The organism is Providencia sp. Je.9.19 (assembly GCF_051129765.1).
In the GTDB taxonomy this organism is placed as follows: Bacteria; Pseudomonadota; Gammaproteobacteria; order Enterobacterales; family Enterobacteriaceae; genus Providencia.
The window spans coordinates 20078-38958 of sequence record NZ_JBCPSS010000010.1; the positions used below are offsets into that span (position 1 = coordinate 20078).

Genomic DNA, 18881 nt, shown 5'->3' on the forward strand with positions numbered 1-18881 from the left:
CCAACAATTACGTTTAAGTAGGCAAAACCGTCAACATGGGAAAACGGATGAATACAAAACTTTTCTGCTGACTAGATCATGGAATAGTCATAACGAGGGTAATACGACCACTAAATTTACCAGGTGCTACTGAGCCACTTGTTCTTAATATAGATTTAACTATTATTGGCGTACCTCTGTTAGCTTGAGCGGAGACAAGAACACCAACTGATGCAGGTTGATCATTAAGCGTAACCATAGACTGCAATTCATTATTAGGACGTAAACTCACATAATTTTGCTGTAAGTTTGAAGATACTCTCACGCCCATATCCTTATTACACATAATACTAAACATACTTGATACCGTATTACCATTGAGTTCATCTGCATTTAAACTGCCATGGTCCAGCTCAAGTGTATTATTTCCGACGGAAGCAAAATAACATTTACCCGCAGGTGGTGGTGCAATACCACAAATTCCTCCTGGTAACATTTTAGCGCTACCCTGACGTTGTTTTCTTGCAACGAAAATCCCAACACACTCATCTGTTGTAATCGCTCCACTATGTTGACTCGATCCTTTTTTAGGGAAAGTTAACCCACATCTGTCTCTTGCATCGCCAATAATAGCTTCCATTGTCTTGTAGGTTGCAAAATTAATATGACAATCCCAATCTATTCGAGAAGCAACACCGCCTTTGTCTTTACCTGAGTGCAAATGATTTATCGTAAAGTAACAATTTTTAGCACCAGCACTCCCTAGTAGAGCGACACAGGGATTCCCCTCCGTTGGGGAACTTGCCTTCCAATAATCAAATTGATAATGGTAAACGTTCTCATTGTGTTTTAATTCCTCAACTTCTTCCACGTAAGAAAAATAAGTTGAAGCGTAGCTAAAGAAAGTGATAAAAAATAACGGTACAAATAGTAGTTGCTGTATTCTTTTTCCCATTTCAGTTCTCTTTTTATTTAGTTAAACATCTAATTCCAACACGACATGGAATGTTGAGAATGAAATCATTCATATTCAAATAAAAAAGTTGCTGTGGCGACAATATGCCCAGCTTTAATTTGCTTATTGCTAATGGACTCTGGTGTTGCCTTTAAAAAGGTATTAAATTTCAGTTCATTTTTCCCTGCTTGAATTAACGGTAGCAAAGAAGAAAACTGATTAATTTTAACGGCTGTTCCATCGACTAACTCAACACCAATGCCTAAACCTTGATTATCAGCACCACTTAATGCTAAAAAACCTGATAGTTGATTATGTTCAGAACCTGAAAATTTAACTTTCATTTTCTTGGCAATAGTTAAATCACAGTTAGACAAAACTAGAGTAAGTTCCTTTCTTGGAAACTGAAAGCTAGAGTCATAAATATCTAACAATCGAATATCGCCAAAATCGACTTCCACATTCTTATCTGCGGGCATCACGACACAAGGTGCATTAACCAACGATCCTTTCACTTTGACATTATTGGTGGCGGCTAAAGAGAAATGACTTGCAAGAAATCCGAATAGCGCAATAAACAAAATTTTACTTTTCATTATTGATACTCCACAAGTAATGTGGCATTGGCGACAAAATCACCCGTATTTAATTCGCTGTTACCATTTTTAACTAATACGGCCCAAAGAATACCTGGAGAGCTTGGGTTAATTAGATATTTTTTGCCAAGGTCTAATTCTTTATCCGCTAATTGAAACTTAACCGCTAAATTATCAACACCTGTACTTAATCCATTAATATCAAAAGTGCTTTTAACACCATTAAGCATTAAATACATCGCCCAGTTATTTTTGTTTTCTTCACATTGAATCTGATAATTAACTTGACGTTTTTGATCGTTACCTTGAATTGATTTTATTGAAACATTGCCAAAATCAACTTCAATTTCTTTGCCATCATCAATACGACATGGTGGTGGTGTAATCAAATTACCTTTAATTGTAATAGCAGTTTCGTTATCTTTTGCTAAAGAGACAAATGATAAAAGTATCAATAAGACTGTACCAACAATGTTAGTCATGTTTTGCATATATCTCACCCTTATTGATATTCAACTTTAAGTGTTGCATTGGCGGTAAAGCTTTTTGCAGGCAACTCGGCACCACTTTTTTTAACTAAAACAGCAGCTAATGCAGGAGGATTAGCAAAACTAAAACTACGCCTACTCTTAAGTGGAAAATCATTAGTATCCGCTTTAAAAAGTACACCTAATTCATTCACACTGGTTTTTAATAAACGCTGATCAAACGTTGCTGCTACTCCGTCAACGAAAATATTAAGCTTAGGCTTGCTACCATCCTTGCAGGTAACAGTATAGTCAAATGGTTGTTTATAAAATTCATCTTGGACACGTGTTGTCATAACATCACCAAAATCAATTTCAATTGTCTGCCCACCATTAATTGAACATGGTCTTGCTAATACTTCCCCTTTGACCTCAACATATAAAAACCCTGAGAATCCAAATGCACTAGTGGCATTTAAGGCCAGTAAAAACAAACATACCTGAGTTAATTTCTTAATGGGCATCATAACGTCAACCTTATTTTCTCGGTATCACAGTGCACTCAGTTGCACCACAGTTGAATTTCAAATCAACGGTGCCACCAAAATCATTGAGATAAACTAAAGTAGGCGATGCACCAATATCACCTGCAGATTTTCCTAAACTTATTTCACCACGAGGCGGAACCATAATAGGTTCAAAGTTTTCAGTATCCGTAGCGCCTTTTTTCAATTTAGTTATCGATAAAAAGAAAGGTGATGGGTTTTTAACAATATAATTGCCACCTTGCTTCGCAATTTTTATATCATTTTCCTGAGGGATAATATCCATTCTTTCTTTTATCGAAATGGCAGAAGGACGATAAAAAAGTTTAATTTTAGTTTGCAAAGCAATTTGCAAAACATTGGCTTTATCACTACGCGGTGGTATTTCTCGTACATTTAAGAAATAAACACTTTCCCTATCTTTTGGTAGTTGTGCAACCGCAGGAATAGCTTGAATTTTAATCTGACTCTTTGAATTAGCTTCCAAACGATGAACCGGAGGCGTAACAATAAAAGGTGAATTTACTTTTTCGTCTTTATCATTTTCTATCCATGTTTGCGCTAAATATGGGCTTGTTTTGTGTTCATTGGTTAAGCCAACACTCACAGATTTATCATTTTCATTATAAATAACACGTGTTCTATCGAGTGCAATCGCTGAATAAGCAGATTGAACAAGTAAAGAAGTACTTATTACTGTTATTATTCTGACTTTATTTAAAAGTTTCATATTTTCACCGTTGACGTTAAAACATATTTATAATTATCGACATGGCAGTAATATAGTATTTGCCATTGTACTATCTATTTTTTCAGGCAGTTGAATATGGCATGTGGTTTTATCACCCCAATTCACTTCAAGCGCATCTGATGGGTTAATACCCGCTAAATAAACAAATCCATTATCTGAAACAATCCCTACTTCAACCTTTTTATCATTCACAACTGAAGCACCAAATGGTGGATAACTATTATCTGCAAGACTGATTGTCCCTAATAATTTTTCACCTTGTATCACATTAAATTTGCGATAACCGATGGCACCTTCAGTTAATGTTGCATACTGTGTTGACTGTATTGCTTCTGCGTTATCTGGCACATTTTTTAAATCAATTTTTAAGTTATTACGATTATAATCCATAACACTGGTTATCACCGCTTTACCATACCGATTTGTTTTTACTGGTGTCACACCATTTTGAATAGGGATGCCTTCAATTCCATTTGTATCAACTAAAATTCTTGAGCCGCCGCTAATCGAATTATTACGATGTAGTGCACCACCTTCTGGGGTCATCGTAAAACCACCTTTTAACTGCATGGATAGCGTTGATTGGTTATCTTGAATATAGGTTCCGTTGACATTCACCTGAGTTGTATCCCCATCATAGTTATACATACCTGATGTGGTGATTTTTTCTTTATCCCAAGTCCCTGTTGAAACAGAATAAGAGCTACGATTATCAATACGATTATAGTAATTTACATTATTGCTATGGTTGTTACCGCTATAAGATCCTGAGTAACTAATACTGGAGTCATTATTTTCTAGTGGTAAATTTAAATTTAAATAAATACCATCATCATCACTATCGCGTGATTTGGTTTTATAAGCCGTCAAACTTAAGCTAATATTTTTCATCTTACCGAAATCAAAATAATTAGAAATTGTCACGTTATACTGATTCGTCGAAGCTCTATTCCAAAAAGTTTGATGCGAATAATTTAAATACATATTGGTATTATAATCAGGGAATGCCGTACCAAATATAATTGTATATAACTCTTTACCACTATCAACCGTATCACCATTATAGCGACGACTAATAAACTGGCTCATATTCATATAGTTTCGTTCGGAGAACCGATAGCCCGCAAAAGTAATTTGACTGTTAATTTCATCAAACTGCTTGGAGTAAGTTAAATTATATGAATTACCTGTTAGTGTTCGGTTATTATCTAAACTCCCCATTACAGCTCGAGATATATTCAAGTTCGCAGATAGCACACCAAATGGGGCAAGATCACGACCAAAACCAATTGCCATATTTTGGTAGTCAGACGACCCTAAAATACCGCCATAAAACGTTGTATTATTTGTTGCACCCCATGATAAGGAACCTAAGCTAAATGCCGGACCTTGAGTGCTATGCTCACCTTTACTTGGCTTACCAACAACAAATTGATAAATAAGCTGTCCTGGGCGCGTTAATGTACCCAATCGAGAGGTCTCTACCTGATAATTTGTAGTACTACCATCTTGTTCTTGAATAGTGACATCCAAAGTACCGCCACCAAACGAGTTTACATCCTGAATACGAAATGGTCCCGGACTCACTTCAGATTGATAAACTATGCGGCCATCCTGCCTAACAATAATAGTTGCGTTAGTCTTAGCTACACCCGCAATTTCTGGTGCATAACCTTGTAAACGCGGTGGCAACATAGATTCATTAGTTTCTAAACTGGCACCAATATAACGAATACTGTCAAACAACGTTGAGGATAAGTATTGCTCACCAATGGTTAAGCGTGAATTCAATGCACGGATAGCGCGATATAAATAAAGTTGGTTCCAAGCCCATGACTGGTTACCTTTATTTAAATCACCTTGTTGAGCTTGCCAATCTGCTCTTAGGCGCCATGCACCAAGGTTAGCACCCATGGTACCTGTTGCTGTTACGCCAGATTCCGTTCCTTTATCACCTTTTTGTTTATTCACTACACGGCCTGTAGCATTGTAATCAATAAAGGCACCTAAAATACCGTCATCCCAACGAGAAGGCGGATCCCAATCAGGGTCTTGATATTCCATAAAAGCTTGGGGAATGCTAATACTCACCACATTCTTCGCTAAATCGCCTTGAATGCTCATTTCAGGAATAGTACGGATATCCAAACATTTTCCATCATTTAACCATTTTATTTTAGCGCTCCAATCATTTTTTAATCCCAATAATTCATAGATTTCGGGCGTAATACAGGCTAAAGAAACCTTATCATCGTAATTAGGATTAAAAAATATAATTGGTTGTTCAATCGCCACCTTTACACGGTTAACTTCAATAGCAAGAGAATAATTTCCAGGCGGGACGTAATTAGCATGAGAGAATTTACTGAAATCAACATTTTCTGTGCCTTCAGCTTCTAAAAAGTCTGTATTAAAATCGACAGATTCTTCAGAAAATGCAAGCATAGGCGTTAACATTAAAAGCATTAATTTTGTAATTAAATTGATTTTCATGCTTTTCATTAAATAATGCCGCCAATTAAAAACAACAAAATAAAAAATAAGCTAGAAACATATGGCGTAAATAACGCCACATGTTTCAATCTAAATAAGCTTAAGCTTATTGGTAGATGATTTTGAAGTTAGCAACAGTGTCAAAACGACCAGTAGTTGCTTTTGCATCTGCAGCTTCGTTACCTTTAACATAAGCAGCGAAATGCAAAGTTGTTTCTGAGCCATCACCATTGTTTAAAGCATAACCAGTACCAGTTCCTGGGAATTCTTTACCAAATTCAACAACTTTGTCAGAACCATTAGTGATAACAATACCTGCATTTTTCACTTTTCCGCCTAAGCCTAATAAATCACCTGTAAAGCCAGTGAAACCAGAAATAGTAGAACCTGTGAAAGTGATTTTCGCGTTTTTGTAAGTTTCAGTTGAGCAATTTTTTAATACGATATCAAAATTTTTGCTATCTGAACGGAATTGGTTAGAAGTCAGTTCATGTAAAGCAATTTCACCGAAATCAACAACTTGTTTCAAGTTATCGGCATCAATTGAGCATGGAACATCATTAATAAAGCCAATAAAACGAACTTCACCTTGTGAACTTTCAACTGTTGCAGGTACAACTGGATCTTCTGCTAATGCAACACCAGAAACACCGACACCAAAACCAAGAGCTAGAGTTAATGCTAATTTATTCAGTTTCATAAACGTTACCTTTAAATAAGTAGGAAGAAGCTTCCTCTTTACTGATTTTTATTGGTAAATAATTAAGTTCATTTACTTAATCGATTTAACCTTGAAATTATTCCAGCAATCCGACTTTGTTAATTTCACTCAGGTTAGAGGTGTATATATAAATAAGATCCATCTTATTTATCGTTTTATTAAAAAGACCAGAACTCATGAAGCCAACATTCTCATTTATAATAATTATTAAGTTTCTCTCATAATTATTGAAAATTGATATAGAACACTTAATGAGTTTTTTACATATACCGTTTGATATTTTCTGATGTCAATTCTACAACTTCGATATTTATTGTCAAAAAAGACACACGAAATGAGTTTATACAGCTTTAAATTTCAATAAAAAACACCATGCCAGAGTTACAAACTAGAAACATGATAAAATACATAAATCAAAGTAGTTATTTAGAATAATTTATATAAAACATTCTTTTTTATTTATAAAAATTTCAAAATATTTCAAAAAAACACAAAAAATAAAGCAATATTTAAATCTATATAGACAGTAAAACTTGAATTAAAATTCCAATTAAAATCAAACATCAAGACCAATAGATAAAAACAGTCGTATAATGAATACTTATAGTTTGTTTTATAAAAATTGCTCAGATAAGTCTCAATTAGAAATTGGTTCAAAACGTAACATAACATTTCTATCAAATGTTTATTAAAAGTTAAATATTTGGTGCGAATTGTTTATCGTATGTATCACCCAGATAAATAATAGATAAATAATAGATAAATAAAAAAAATATAAACTCTACCCTATATTATTTTTTATATTTCTTTCTATTTTCAAATATACTTATTATTACTTACCGTTCACCATGAGTACCCTTTGTTGCTTTCAGTCTCTATCACTAACAAAACTATGGTAAACTTGTTAGTAACAGACGTTTCAGTTTTTCAAGGTTGGGAACAAGTAAGATGAAAAAAATGAACGAAGAAATGTTGCTTGTGATGGCTGAAAGAATTTGCCAGTCAAGAGGTGTTAGATTGACACCACAACGAGAAACCGTTTTACGCCTAATAGCGAAACAGCACGGGGCTATCAGTGCCTACGACTTATTAGACCTATTACGTGAAGTTGAACCTCAAGCAAAGCCACCTACAGTTTACCGTGGCCTTGAATTTTTAATGGAACAAGGCTTTATTCATAAAATTGAATCAACAAATAGCTACGTTATTTGCCATCATGTTGACAACCCTAGTCATATTTCAGTCATGCTGATTTGTGATATCTGTGGAAGTGTCACTGAAAGTGATTGCACAACAATTGAAGCTGCGATTATTAATTTAGCAGGAGAGAATAAGTTTCATCTAAGGCATACCGTAGTAGAAAACCATGGATTATGTCATGAATGCTATGAAGTGAATGCTTGTCAAGACCATGACCATTGTGAGCATAACCATGAACAACAAGCCATTATAAAGAAGAAGTGAGTGCTGTTATAAAAATATACCGATAGAAAACGCGCCTATAACGGCATTGGTATAAGAGTGTTATTATAAAATAATTGCTATAAAACCCTTGTTGAAAAACTAAGTTCAAGATTTAAAAATTTCACTTAATATCTAGCCAACTGTTCACTTTATGTAAACTAGATATTAAAGCAATAAAAACACGCGGGCAGACGCCACTAAGAAATAACTAACATCAGAGTGAAATCTGCCAGCCAAAATTCAGATACTTAAAGCAAAACGAATACAGTCTACTAATGCCAATCACTATTACGAATCACCCCAACAGCAAGGCCTTCAATAGTAAAGTTTTGCTGACGTAAATCGATAATAATAGGTGAAAAATCAGAGTTTTCAGCCAGCAATTCAACTCGGTTACCTTGCTGCTTAAAGCGTTTTACCGTCACTTCATCTTCAATACGTGCAACCACAATCTGACCATTATGAACGTTTTGTGTTTTATGCACTGCAAGTAGGTCGCCATCCATAATACCAATATCTTTCATTGACATGCCGCTGACGCGTAACAAAAAATCAGCATGTGGTTTGAATAACTCAGGATCAACCTGATAATGACTTTCAATGTGTTCTTCTGCAAGCAAAGGTTCACCTGCTGCAACTCGGCCTATTAACGGTAAGCCAGGGTTATCATTAGCTTCTTCCATCAGCAAACGAATACCTCTGGAAGCACCAGAAACTATTTCGATTACACCTTTACGAGCTAAGGCTTTTAAGTGCTCTTCTGCCGCATTAGGTGAACGAAAACCTAGGCTTGCTGCTATTTCAGCACGTGTAGGTGGCATGCCTGTTTGCGCGATGTGATCACGCACCAGGTCATAAACCTGTTGTTGTCGAGCCGTCAGTGCTTTCATTCCGTTCCCCTGTTTGTTTATACAGTCAGACTGTGAGTATATACAGGTAAATTGAGATTTGAAACAGTTAAATCACTGAACTTAGGCATTTACTATCTATTTAGGTTCTTTTGTTATGTTTCAGGGCCTTTCAAGACTAGATGGTAAAATAACGCTGCCATAAAACAATTACCCAAACAAATAATGCTAAACCAATACTGATAAAAACAGCCGCAGAACCGATATCTTTTGCTCTACCCGAGAGTTCGTGATATTCACTCCCCACACGATCAACCACAGCCTCAATTGCGCTGTTAATCAACTCAACAATTGCTACTAACACAACAACACTGACCAATAAAATTCTATCTATATAGCTAATATCTAAATAAAAAGCGATAATAATCGCAATAATTGCTGCGACCGATTCTTGCCGAAAAGCAGCTTCATTGACCCATGCGGCTTTTAGACCTTTAAGAGAGTATCCCGCAGCTTTTATTACTCGGGTTAAACCCTTATCTTGATTCGCCATATTTATTCCTTAAAATTTGCAAACAATAATCGTTTTTTGCGGTCAAAGTGAATTCTCAGTAACAGATTTGCCAGTTGATTTCTGGTATGATTGCGAAGCATTGTTAACAAGAGGCTATAATCATTTATGTCACTATGGCGTAAAATATATTACAACATGTTGAATTTACCACTTAAATTATTGGTAAAAAGTAAACTAATTCCATCGGACCCAATTACTGAGCTGCAATTGGATACAAATAGGCCTACGCTTTATGTATTGCCATACCACTCTAAGTCCGACCTCCTAACGCTACGTCACCAATGTTTAGCCATCGGTCTACCTGACCCGTTAATTGATAATGACATCAATGGTATTAAATTACCTGCCTATGTATTTATCGATGATGGCCCACGTGTTTTCCGTTACTATTCTCCGGATCCACGTAAAGAGTCAGTGAAAATATTCCATGCTTATTTAGATTTGCATCGTAATAATCCAAATTTAGATATTCAGATGCTACCTGCATCCGTGATGTTTGGTCGCTCGCCAGGACGTGAAGGTCATACACCAACACCGCCGTTAAAGCTGCTCAATGGTATCCAGAAATTCATTGCCATTCTTTGGCTCGGGCGCGATAGTTTTGTTCGTTTATCACCGATTGTCTCAATCGGAAAAATGGCGCAAGACCACGGTACCGACACCATTATTGCCAATAAACTTGCGCGAGTTGCTCGGATCCACTATTCACGCCAACGGTTAGCCGCAGTAGGACCTAAGCTTCCTGTACGCCATGAACTGTTCAATAAACTGCTCACGTCAAAAACAATTGAAAAAGCGGTTGAAGATGAAGCGCGCAGTAAAAAAATTCCACTCAAAAAAGCGCAACAAAATGCGGTTAATATGATGGAAGAGATAGCGGCAAATTTTTCTTACGAAGCTGTTCGCTTATCGGATAGAGTCCTAAGTTGGACTTGGAACCGACTCTATCAAGGGATAAACGTTCAACATGCTGAACGAGTCCGCCAGCTTGCGCAAGATGGCCATGAAATTGTTTATGTTCCATCCCATCGTAGCCATATGGACTATTTACTGCTTTCCTATGTGCTTTATCACCAAGGGCTCGTTCCACCCCATATCGCGGCAGGTATCAACCTCAACTTTTGGCCAGCAGGACCTATTTTCCGTCGTCTAGGGGCCTTTTTTATTCGTCGCACATTCAAAGGCAATAAACTCTATTCAACAATTTTTCGTGAATATTTGAGTGAATTATTTGCCCGAGGCTATTCAATAGAATACTTCGTTGAAGGAGGTCGCTCACGTACAGGTCGCTTATTAACGCCTAAAACAGGTACGTTATCGATGACATTGCAAGCAATGCTGCGTGGAGACTCACGTCCAATCACTATTGTGCCTATTTATATTGGCTATGAACATGTGATGGAAGTCGGTACCTATGCAAAAGAGCTACGGGGCGCAGAGAAAGAAAAAGAAGGTTTCCTTTCGATGATTCGAGGTTTGCGTAAGTTACGCAACTTAGGACAAGGTTATGTCAACTTTGGACAGCCGATTTCCCTATCTCAATACCTGACTCAACGCGTACCTAATTGGCGTGATTCCATTGACCCTATTGAACCGCAACGCCCATCTTGGCTAAACCCAACAGTTGGCGCACTGGCAGATAATATCATGGTCAATATTAACAATGCCGCTGCGGCGAATGCCATTAATCTTTGTTCAACCGCTTTGCTTGCTTCGCGCCAACGTTCTTTAACCCGTGAGCAACTTATCGAACAAGTTGAGTGCTATCTGCAACTATTGCGCAATGTGCCTTATACTGCCGACGCGACTACGCCGAACAAAACGGCGGAACAGTTGCTCGAACATGCATTGCAAATGGATAAATTCGAAGTCGAAAAAGACAGTATGGGGGATATTATTATCCTCCCTCGTGAAAATGCCGTCTTAATGACATATTACCGCAACAATATCCATCACCTACTGGTATTACCTTCGTTGATTACCAGTATCGTTCTGCACCATGAGCGCATTAGTCGCAAAGATATCCATTTTCAGGTAGGGCAAATATACCCGTTCCTTAAAACTGAACTGTTTATGCGTTATGACAGTGAGTCTTTAGCAGAAACCGTGGATACCTTGATTAATGAGCTAAGTAATCAGAAACTTATCGGCTTACGTGATGACGATATGGTAGTACTGAATCCACGCCGTATTCGACCATTACAATTGTTAGCGGCAGGTGTCCGTGAAACACTACAACGCTATGCAATTACACTTTCTCTACTCAGTGCTAGCCCAGAAATAAGCCGGAACACTTTGGAAAAAGAAAGTCGTATTTTGGCTCAACGTTTATCTGTTCTTCATGGTATCAATGCACCTGAATTCTTTGATAAAGCAGTATTTTCTACACTGGTTGATACCTTAAAAGAACAAGGCTATATCGATAACGATGAAAATGACATTTTCACAGCAAATGCGAAGAAACTTTACGCCGTCATTGCCCGTTTAATGTCACCAGAAATTCGTTTAACGATTGAAAGTGTCGGCCAAACGGATGAGCTTTCTGAACCTAAAAAGATACCCGTTATTGAAAGTAAAGTTACCGAACAAACAGCTGAAGTGAAACCTGAACCAAAAGAATAACGTGATTTTTAGTCTGTTATCTTGTTAGATAATTAGAATAGCAAAAGGGTAATGCGTCATGGCATTACCCTTTTTTATTGTCCGTTTATTATCTTCCTAATACTGCTAGAAATAACTCACAACAATACCGATAAATAAAATAAGGCCGACATAGTTATTATTCAAAAAAGCTTTGAAACAAGGAGCACGTTCACGATTAACCATTAATTTTTGCTGATAAATAAACAGCGCTAACACAAAAACTAATGATATATAATAAGCCGTTCCTAAGTTTGCTAAAGAGCCTATTACAATCAATGAGCCAATCATTAAAAGCTGCAATCCACCAATAATGACCTTGTCATAACGTCCAAATAAAATTGCCGTCGATTTCACACCAATTTTTAAATCATCGTTACGGTCAACCATCGCATACTGGGTGTCATAAATAACCGACCAAAGAATATTAACTAAAAACAATAACCAACAAACTAAAGGCAGCGATTCACTGACGGCAGAAAATGACATTGGAATCGACCAACCAAATGCCGCACCTAAAACAACCTGAGGTAAATGACTAACACGCTTAACAAAAGGATATACCCACGCTAATGCAAGACCCGCGATGGATAACCAAATAGTCATTGAGTTTAAGGTCAATACCAGTAAAAACGAGAGGCCAACTAGACCCACAAATATGATTTTGGCTTCTTTTTCGGTGACATCACCACTCGGTAAAGGCCTGTGTTTTGTTCTTTCCACATGCCCATCAAAATGGCGATCGGCAAAGTCATTAATAACACAGCCAGCAGCGCGCATGAAAAATACACCTGCGGTGAAAACAATTAAGATATGCAAACTAGGTGTACTTTGAGCCGCAATCCATAGTGCCCAATACGTCGGCCACAGTAATAACAGTGAGCCAATGGGTCTATCAATACGCATTAAACGGCTGTATGCATGCCATTTACTTAGCGTCATACTTCCCTCCACTTTGTCGTGCTCCTTTCTTACTTATTATTTAATAATATATGCAGGTGATTCAGGTAAAAATATTTCTGTTAATAATAAGGGTTTATCTGACAGTCTTAGCAAGGAACGACGAACCCAACGACTCGCACTAGAGCCAATATGAATATAATCTCGAGTGAGATTATCACGACTAAATAAATAACGCCCTAATGGTACTCTGCCGATATCAACTAACTGCTGGTCATCATCGGTGAGTGTTTCTTCTGGGATAAGCGTTCTTCCTAACAACCATGGGATATTATCCCCATACATGATCACTTCTCTTAACCAATAACGCTGACTTGCCGGTAAACATTTAGCCTCTTCTGCACTCAACATTTCAGGTGACACATAGCGTTCTAAATAAGGAATCACAGTGACTTGTCGGCTATGTTGTTCAAATCGTTGAGTCATAGAGCCAAGTTCTAATAACCAATTAAGGGTATTGGCTGGCACTAATTTATCATTATCTTTATCATCCTCTGGCAACCAATGAATCGGGTGAGAGGTAAAAAGCGTTTCATCCATTACTTAAATTTCCACCATAAAATACATGGTTTAGTTATCTTATTTCTTATTAAGTAGGATATCACGTTGTTTTGCTGCAAGGTTAAAGTTAGCTAACAATTTATATAAAAAGTCACATATTCAACACGAATTGTAAAAAACAAGTTAATATAATATTAATTAATAATGAGTTAGAGATATAAATGAATCATTAATATTGAAACAGCCTGTGTTTAAACAGACTGTTTCAGCGAAAAATCTAACCCATTAACGCCAGATTTTATAGCGGTTAATCAAGCCATTTGTCGAACTATCATGACTCTCTACAGCATCACCATCTTCTAACTCAGGTAAAATACGGCTCGCCAGTTGTTTACCTAGCTCAACGCCCCATTGGTCAAAGCTGAAAATATTTAAAATAGCGCCTTGAGTGAAAATTTTATGCTCATACATAGCAATCAATGCACCCAGTGAATAAGGCGTAATCTCTTTTAACAAAATAGAATTTGTCGGTCGATTACCTTCAAATACTTTATATGGCGCAACATATTCCATCTCTGCAACATTTTTACCTTGCGCTGCAAACTCTGCATCAACAACTTCACGCGTTTTACCAAACGCTAACGCTTCTGTTTGGGCAAAAAAGTTAGAAAGCAGTTTTTCATGATGATCGCCCAACTGATTATGCGTCACTGCAGGTGCAATAAAATCACACGGGATCACTTTTGTACCTTGATGGATCAACTGATAGAAAGCATGTTGGCCATTAGTGCCAGGTTCGCCCCAAATAATTGGGCCCGTTTGATAAGAAACAGGGTTGCCATCACGATCAATATACTTACCATTTGACTCCATATTACCTTGTTGGAAATATGCCGCGAAGCGATGCATGTACTGATCGTATGGCAGAATCGCTTCAGTTTCTGTTCCAAAAAAATTGTTATACCAAATGCCAATCAGAGCCAATAACACTGGAATATTATTCTCAAGCTCTGTAGTCATAAAATGTTTATCCATAGCATAAGCACCGTCCAGTAATTGAACGAAGTTGTCATAACCTACAGATAAAATAATAGACAGGCCAATAGCTGACCACAGAGAATATCGACCACCAACCCAGTCCCAAAACTCAAACATATTGTCAGTATCAATACCGAATTTTTCCACTTGCTCCGCATTGGTTGATAACGCAACAAAGTGCTTAGCAACATGCTTTTCATCTTTTGCGATCGCCAATAACCAATCACGGGCAGAGTGCGCGTTCGTCATTGTCTCTTGTGTGGTAAATGTTTTAGAAGCAATCAAAAATAACGTGGTTTCTGGATTAATATTTTTCAATGTTTCTGCGATTTGAGTGCCATCAACATTCGACACAAAATGCATATTTAAATGATTTTTATAAGGACGTAGTGCTTCCGTTACCATGAATGGACCAAGATCAGAGCCACCAATACCAATATTCACTACATCAGTAATCGCTTTACCGGTATAACCTTTCCACTCGCCACTAATGATGCGCTGACTAAACTGGCTCATTTTTTCCAACACCGCATTGACATCTGGCATCACATCTTTGCCATCAACGTAAACAGGCGTGTTATCACGATTACGCAATGCCGTGTGTAATACTGCTCTATCTTCCGTACGATTAATTTTTTCACCATTAAACATACTTTTGATTGCATCTTGCAGCTCAGTTTCTTTGGCTAATGCAATAAGCTTATCTAACGTTTCTTGGGTAATTCTATTTTTGGAGAAATCCACCAACATTTGGTCATCAAATGTCGCTGAAAATTTAGTGAAGCGGTCTTTATCTTGGGCAAATAAATCACGCATATGAACTTCTTTCATTTGGTCGAAATGTTGTTCTAACGCACGCCATGCTGCCGTCTGGCTTGGATTAATACTTCTCATAAATAACTCTCTCCAAACAATTTTAAATAATAATAGATTGTAACCCGTCAATGAAACGAGACTTATCGGTTTTCTGCGTTCTAGTGATATTCCTCAATTATGGCCTATTTAGCCAGACCTAATTACATCTAACCCTAAATAATTCAAGCTCAGAGTCATCAACAGCTATGTGACTTGAGGTATAACGAGTATATCGAGAAAACAAATAATTAATTACCTATCATTAGAATTACTGATTTCCATCGATTCTTCATTGACTGAGCCCATAGAACCCGATATTTCTATACTTAGAGTCTAAGCGCCATTTTAAATATATAAAGCATAAGAACACGTTTATCTAAAGGGATTGAAATCATGAATACTGCCGTACCTTCACCAGACAATAGTCAGTTTGTTATCGCAAAATTTGGCGGAACTAGTGTCGCAAATTTCGACGCAATGAATAAAAGTGCCGATATTGTTCTATCCAACCGTAATGTGCGTGTAGTGGTGCTGTCTGCATCCGCAGGCATTACCAACTTACTGATAGAACTGGCTGAAGGTTGTGATGCAGATAAACGTAACGAGCTACTGCAAAAAATCAAAGAAATTCAATATGCGATCATTGATAAACTACAAACCGCAGATATTATTCGTGAAGAAGTAAATCGCTTATTAGAAAATATTGCCCATCTAGCCGACTCCGCCTCACTTGCCACATCTGATGCCCTAACAGATGAAATGGTCAGTCATGGCGAGTTGATGTCAACATTGCTATTTGTTGAGGTTTTACGTCAAAGAAATACTAACTCACAATGGTTTGATGTCCGTAAAGTGATGAGAACCGATGAAAACTTTGGTCGCGCAGAACCAGAGCTTTCCCAATTAAAAGCGTTAGCTCAACAACATTTATACCCTCACTTAGCCGATGCAGTAGTGATCACTCAAGGCTTTATTGGCCGTGACCAAAAAGGCAGAACGACTACTCTCGGCCGTGGCGGTAGCGATTATACGGCAGCACTACTTGCTGAAGTCCTAGACCTTTCTCGCGTTGACATATGGACCGACGTACCCGGAATCTATACCACAGATCCTCGTGTCGTACCGAATGCAAAACGTATTGATGAAATTGCCTTTGATGAAGCAGCTGAAATGGCCACTTTTGGGGCAAAAATTCTTCATCCAGCCACATTGCTGCCGGCCGTAAGAGCAGGTATACCTGTGTTTGTTGGCTCAAGTAAAGCACCAGAAGATGGTGGAACAATTGTATGTGATAAAACCACCAACCCGCCACAATTTAGAGCATTAGCATTACGCCGTAAACAAACACTACTCACATTACATAGCCTAAAAATGTTGCATGCGCGTGGTTTCCTTGCTGAAATTTTCACCATTTTACTACGTCATAACATCTCAGTTGACCTCATCACTACTTCTGAAGTCAGCATTGCACTCACGCTTGATACGACGGGTTCAACAGGCACTAACGGCAGCTTATTAACCAATGCCTTAATGACTGAACTATCCGCACTATGCCGTGTTGAAGTTGAAGAGAATCTTGCGTTAGTTGCCATCATCGGTAATGAACTTTCACAAGTGAATGGACTTGGTCGACAAATATTTGGTGCTTTAGAATCATTTAATATTCGCATGATAAGCTACGGCGCAAGTAGCCATAATATCTGCTTATTAGTGCCAGGGGATGATGCTGAAGAAATTGTTCGCACACTGCATAGTAATTTGTTTGAGTAATAACGATTTAGTATTCCTAAAAATATAGACGGTATTCATGACCGTCTATATTTAAGTCTGCCACTGCCTTAAAACCAAGCCAATACACAGCCTTATTGCATATTCAAATATGAGGTAATCATTATGCTAATTTTAATTCAGATTAAACTTTATTAGATTTACTTTTCATCAAAATTTTTTGTAAATCATCGGTATATTGCAATTCATTTGCTTTTACCTTTGTTTCATTTTTGAGCAATGTCAAATTCTGTTTTGCTTTAGTATTGCCTAACTTTTCTGCACGTTCAAACCACATTACAGCGCGAAAAATATTTTTATCGCCCCCAATACCTCTTGCATACATCACGGCTAAATTATTTTGAGCGTCACTGTTTTCTTTAAAAGCCGCTTTTTCCCATAACTCTCGCGCTTTACGTGGATCTTGCGAAACCCCAGTACCCGTTAAATAAAACACCGCTAATTGATTTTTTGCATCAATACTATTTTCTTCTGACAATTGGAGCCAATCGACAATATTCTTAATATCAATGTCTTTCAAACCTCCCGCTAAATAAAGCGATGCAAGCTTAAGCTGCGCCGGCGTAATATCGTCATCTGCCATACTGAGATACCATTCAACGGCTTTAGCATTATCTTGTTTTACTCCCCCCAACCCTTTTTCATAGAACTCAGCCACTTTCATGCCTGCTTCCGATGACTCATTGAGAGCAGCACGTTGATACCATGCAAAAGCTTCCACTAAATCCAGACCAACGCCATCACCATTCTCATACGCTTTTGCCATCGCTAGCTGGCCCGATGTATCGCCTTGCAAAGCCGCTCTTTTATACCAATAAATTGCTTGATAACTATTTTTTTCGATTAGAGGATGGCCTTTTTGATAAAAATCACCCATGTTTGTTTGAGCAATTGCCGAGCCCATATTGGCAGCTTGTCGATATAAATAAATGGCAGTTGCATCATCTTTTTCAAGCCCTTCACCATTCTCATACATCACGGCAAGATTATTAAAGGCTGCTGATATGCCATTTTCAGCACTTTTCTCATACCATTCACGGGCTTTTTGATAATCAACCTCGCCCCCTAAACCATCATGATAAAACATACCTAACGCAAATTGAGCGTGCGCTTGCCCTTGCTCTGCCGCTTCCGAATACCATGCCTTGGCTTGCTTATCATCTTCTTTGACCCCTAGACCACGTTCATATAAAAATCCCATGGCATATTGGCAATAGGCGTCACCTTTCTCTGCACCTTTGCGGTACCAATTTGCGGCTTCAGTGTATTTCTTCTGGTTTTGTAATAACATACCGAGGTAATAATCACCATCCGTGTTATCTAAATCAGCGACTTTTTTAAACCAACGATAGGCGATTTTATCGTCAGCCTCTAAAAACTCAGTCCCATCCATATAAGCAATGCCGATATCAATCATCGCATTCACATCGCCATTAGATGCCTGTGTCATTTTCTTTTTAAATTCAGCAGGAAAATCATTCTGTTTTGTTTGTACTAAGAGGGTCTGAGATTTTTCTTTTATTGAGTCCCCTTTTACCGATTCAGCTTGTGTAAAAGGGATATAGCTAATACACAGACTCAATAATAGATGGCGTAATTTCATCGATTTAATCCATTAACTAGAATGATGTTATTAACATAACACCTCAATAAAAAAATCATAAGGGACTCAAGCTTAAAATAATGAAATTGAGCAAGAATAGCGG

At 37.6% G+C, this 18881-nt stretch carries 16 protein-coding genes; 3 read left to right on the forward strand and 13 right to left on the reverse strand.

Annotated elements, in window-relative coordinates; translation table 11 throughout:
• Nucleotides 1-76: 76 nt before the first annotated feature.
• The 7 genes from AAZR93_RS20495 to AAZR93_RS20525 all read right to left on the reverse strand — a co-directional run bounded on the left by AAZR93_RS20495 (nt 77) and on the right by AAZR93_RS20525 (nt 6486).
• Nucleotides 77-934 (reverse strand): MrpH family fimbial adhesin, encoded by an 858-nt coding sequence (locus tag AAZR93_RS20495; protein WP_434720912.1) that lies wholly within the window; start codon nt 932-934, stop codon nt 77-79.
• Between the two features lie 65 nt (nt 935-999).
• Nucleotides 1000-1530 (reverse strand): fimbrial protein, encoded by a 531-nt coding sequence (locus tag AAZR93_RS20500; RefSeq protein WP_434720913.1) that lies wholly within the window; start codon nt 1528-1530, stop codon nt 1000-1002.
• Nucleotides 1530-2021 carry a fimbrial protein gene (locus AAZR93_RS20505; protein ID WP_434720914.1) on the reverse strand — a complete coding sequence of 164 codons (492 nt, stop codon included), beginning with the start codon at nt 2019-2021 and terminating at the stop codon, nt 1530-1532. Before AAZR93_RS20505 ends, AAZR93_RS20500 begins: the two co-directional genes overlap by 1 nt.
• 11 nt (nt 2022-2032) lie before the next feature.
• Nucleotides 2033-2524, reverse strand: a complete 492-nt coding sequence (locus AAZR93_RS20510) for a fimbrial protein (protein WP_434720915.1) — start codon at nt 2522-2524, stop codon at nt 2033-2035.
• Between the two features lie 10 nt (nt 2525-2534).
• Nucleotides 2535-3272: a fimbria/pilus periplasmic chaperone gene (locus AAZR93_RS20515; RefSeq protein ID WP_434720916.1), complete on the reverse strand. Its 738-nt coding sequence runs from the start codon at nt 3270-3272 to the stop codon at nt 2535-2537.
• 33 nt (nt 3273-3305) lie between these two features.
• Nucleotides 3306-5795: a fimbria/pilus outer membrane usher protein gene (locus AAZR93_RS20520; protein ID WP_434720917.1), complete on the reverse strand. Its 2490-nt coding sequence runs from the start codon at nt 5793-5795 to the stop codon at nt 3306-3308.
• Between the two features lie 97 nt (nt 5796-5892).
• Nucleotides 5893-6486, reverse strand: coding sequence for a fimbrial protein (locus tag AAZR93_RS20525; RefSeq protein ID WP_294101398.1), 594 nt, complete (start codon nt 6484-6486; stop codon nt 5893-5895).
• A gap of 969 nt (nt 6487-7455) precedes the next feature.
• Here AAZR93_RS20525 and zur point away from each other — a divergent pair.
• On the forward strand, nt 7456-7971 hold the full coding sequence (gene zur, locus AAZR93_RS20530) for a zinc uptake transcriptional repressor Zur (protein WP_434720918.1): 516 nt from the start codon (nt 7456-7458) through the stop codon (nt 7969-7971).
• A gap of 272 nt (nt 7972-8243) precedes the next feature.
• Here zur and lexA read toward each other — a convergent pair whose 3' ends face one another.
• Entirely contained in the window at nt 8244-8861 is a 618-nt protein-coding gene (gene lexA, locus AAZR93_RS20535; RefSeq protein ID WP_434720919.1) for a transcriptional repressor LexA, read from the reverse strand.
• Between the two features lie 136 nt (nt 8862-8997).
• Nucleotides 8998-9372 carry a diacylglycerol kinase gene (locus AAZR93_RS20540; RefSeq protein WP_434720920.1) on the reverse strand — a complete coding sequence of 125 codons (375 nt, stop codon included), beginning with the start codon at nt 9370-9372 and terminating at the stop codon, nt 8998-9000.
• Nucleotides 9373-9498: 126 nt separating this feature from the next.
• Here AAZR93_RS20540 and plsB point away from each other — a divergent pair, with 126 nt between their 5' ends.
• Nucleotides 9499-12015, forward strand: a complete 2517-nt coding sequence (gene plsB, locus AAZR93_RS20545) for a glycerol-3-phosphate 1-O-acyltransferase PlsB (RefSeq protein ID WP_434720921.1) — start codon at nt 9499-9501, stop codon at nt 12013-12015.
• Nucleotides 12016-12120: 105 nt separating this feature from the next.
• On the opposite strand, the gene ubiA is transcribed toward plsB, so the two are convergent.
• The 3 genes from ubiA to pgi all read right to left on the reverse strand — a co-directional run bounded on the left by ubiA (nt 12121) and on the right by pgi (nt 15426).
• The gene (gene ubiA, locus AAZR93_RS20550; protein WP_434720922.1) at nt 12121-12975 is read right to left on the reverse strand and encodes a 4-hydroxybenzoate octaprenyltransferase; all 855 of its coding nucleotides are present in this window, start codon (nt 12973-12975) and stop codon (nt 12121-12123) included.
• Between the two features lie 36 nt (nt 12976-13011).
• Nucleotides 13012-13533, reverse strand: coding sequence for a chorismate lyase (ubiC, locus tag AAZR93_RS20555; RefSeq protein ID WP_294101383.1), 522 nt, complete (start codon nt 13531-13533; stop codon nt 13012-13014).
• 246 nt (nt 13534-13779) lie between these two features.
• Nucleotides 13780-15426, reverse strand: coding sequence for a glucose-6-phosphate isomerase (gene pgi / locus AAZR93_RS20560; RefSeq protein WP_434720923.1), 1647 nt, complete (start codon nt 15424-15426; stop codon nt 13780-13782).
• 354 nt (nt 15427-15780) lie between these two features.
• Here pgi and lysC point away from each other — a divergent pair, with 354 nt between their 5' ends.
• The gene (gene lysC / locus AAZR93_RS20565) at nt 15781-17157 is read left to right on the forward strand and encodes a lysine-sensitive aspartokinase 3 (protein ID WP_434720924.1); all 1377 of its coding nucleotides are present in this window, start codon (nt 15781-15783) and stop codon (nt 17155-17157) included.
• Nucleotides 17158-17299: 142 nt separating this feature from the next.
• Here lysC and AAZR93_RS20570 read toward each other — a convergent pair whose 3' ends face one another.
• On the reverse strand, nt 17300-18778 hold the full coding sequence (locus AAZR93_RS20570; protein ID WP_434720925.1) for a tetratricopeptide repeat protein: 1479 nt from the start codon (nt 18776-18778) through the stop codon (nt 17300-17302).
• Nucleotides 18779-18881: the final 103 nt, after the last annotated feature.

What these genes read in the sequence shown, in the direction of transcription:
- AAZR93_RS20495 (WP_434720912.1), bottom strand. Translation starts at nt 934, where the DNA reads ATGGGAAAAAGAATACAGCAACTACTATTTGTACCGTTATTTTTTATC.
- AAZR93_RS20500 (WP_434720913.1), bottom strand. Translation starts at nt 1,530, where the DNA reads ATGAAAAGTAAAATTTTGTTTATTGCGCTATTCGGATTTCTTGCAAGT.
- AAZR93_RS20505 (WP_434720914.1), bottom strand. Translation starts at nt 2,021, where the DNA reads ATGCAAAACATGACTAACATTGTTGGTACAGTCTTATTGATACTTTTA.
- AAZR93_RS20510 (WP_434720915.1), bottom strand. Translation starts at nt 2,524, where the DNA reads ATGATGCCCATTAAGAAATTAACTCAGGTATGTTTGTTTTTACTGGCC.
- AAZR93_RS20515 (WP_434720916.1), bottom strand. Translation starts at nt 3,272, where the DNA reads ATGAAACTTTTAAATAAAGTCAGAATAATAACAGTAATAAGTACTTCT.
- AAZR93_RS20520 (WP_434720917.1), bottom strand. Translation starts at nt 5,795, where the DNA reads ATGAAAAGCATGAAAATCAATTTAATTACAAAATTAATGCTTTTAATG.
- AAZR93_RS20525 (WP_294101398.1), bottom strand. Translation starts at nt 6,486, where the DNA reads ATGAAACTGAATAAATTAGCATTAACTCTAGCTCTTGGTTTTGGTGTC.
- zur (WP_434720918.1), top strand. Translation starts at nt 7,456, where the DNA reads ATGAAAAAAATGAACGAAGAAATGTTGCTTGTGATGGCTGAAAGAATT.
- lexA (WP_434720919.1), bottom strand. Translation starts at nt 8,861, where the DNA reads ATGAAAGCACTGACGGCTCGACAACAACAGGTTTATGACCTGGTGCGT.
- AAZR93_RS20540 (WP_434720920.1), bottom strand. Translation starts at nt 9,372, where the DNA reads ATGGCGAATCAAGATAAGGGTTTAACCCGAGTAATAAAAGCTGCGGGA.
- plsB (WP_434720921.1), top strand. Translation starts at nt 9,499, where the DNA reads ATGTCACTATGGCGTAAAATATATTACAACATGTTGAATTTACCACTT.
- ubiA (WP_434720922.1), bottom strand. Translation starts at nt 12,975, where the DNA reads ATGACGCTAAGTAAATGGCATGCATACAGCCGTTTAATGCGTATTGAT.
- ubiC (WP_294101383.1), bottom strand. Translation starts at nt 13,533, where the DNA reads ATGGATGAAACGCTTTTTACCTCTCACCCGATTCATTGGTTGCCAGAG.
- pgi (WP_434720923.1), bottom strand. Translation starts at nt 15,426, where the DNA reads ATGAGAAGTATTAATCCAAGCCAGACGGCAGCATGGCGTGCGTTAGAA.
- lysC (WP_434720924.1), top strand. Translation starts at nt 15,781, where the DNA reads ATGAATACTGCCGTACCTTCACCAGACAATAGTCAGTTTGTTATCGCA.
- AAZR93_RS20570 (WP_434720925.1), bottom strand. Translation starts at nt 18,778, where the DNA reads ATGAAATTACGCCATCTATTATTGAGTCTGTGTATTAGCTATATCCCT.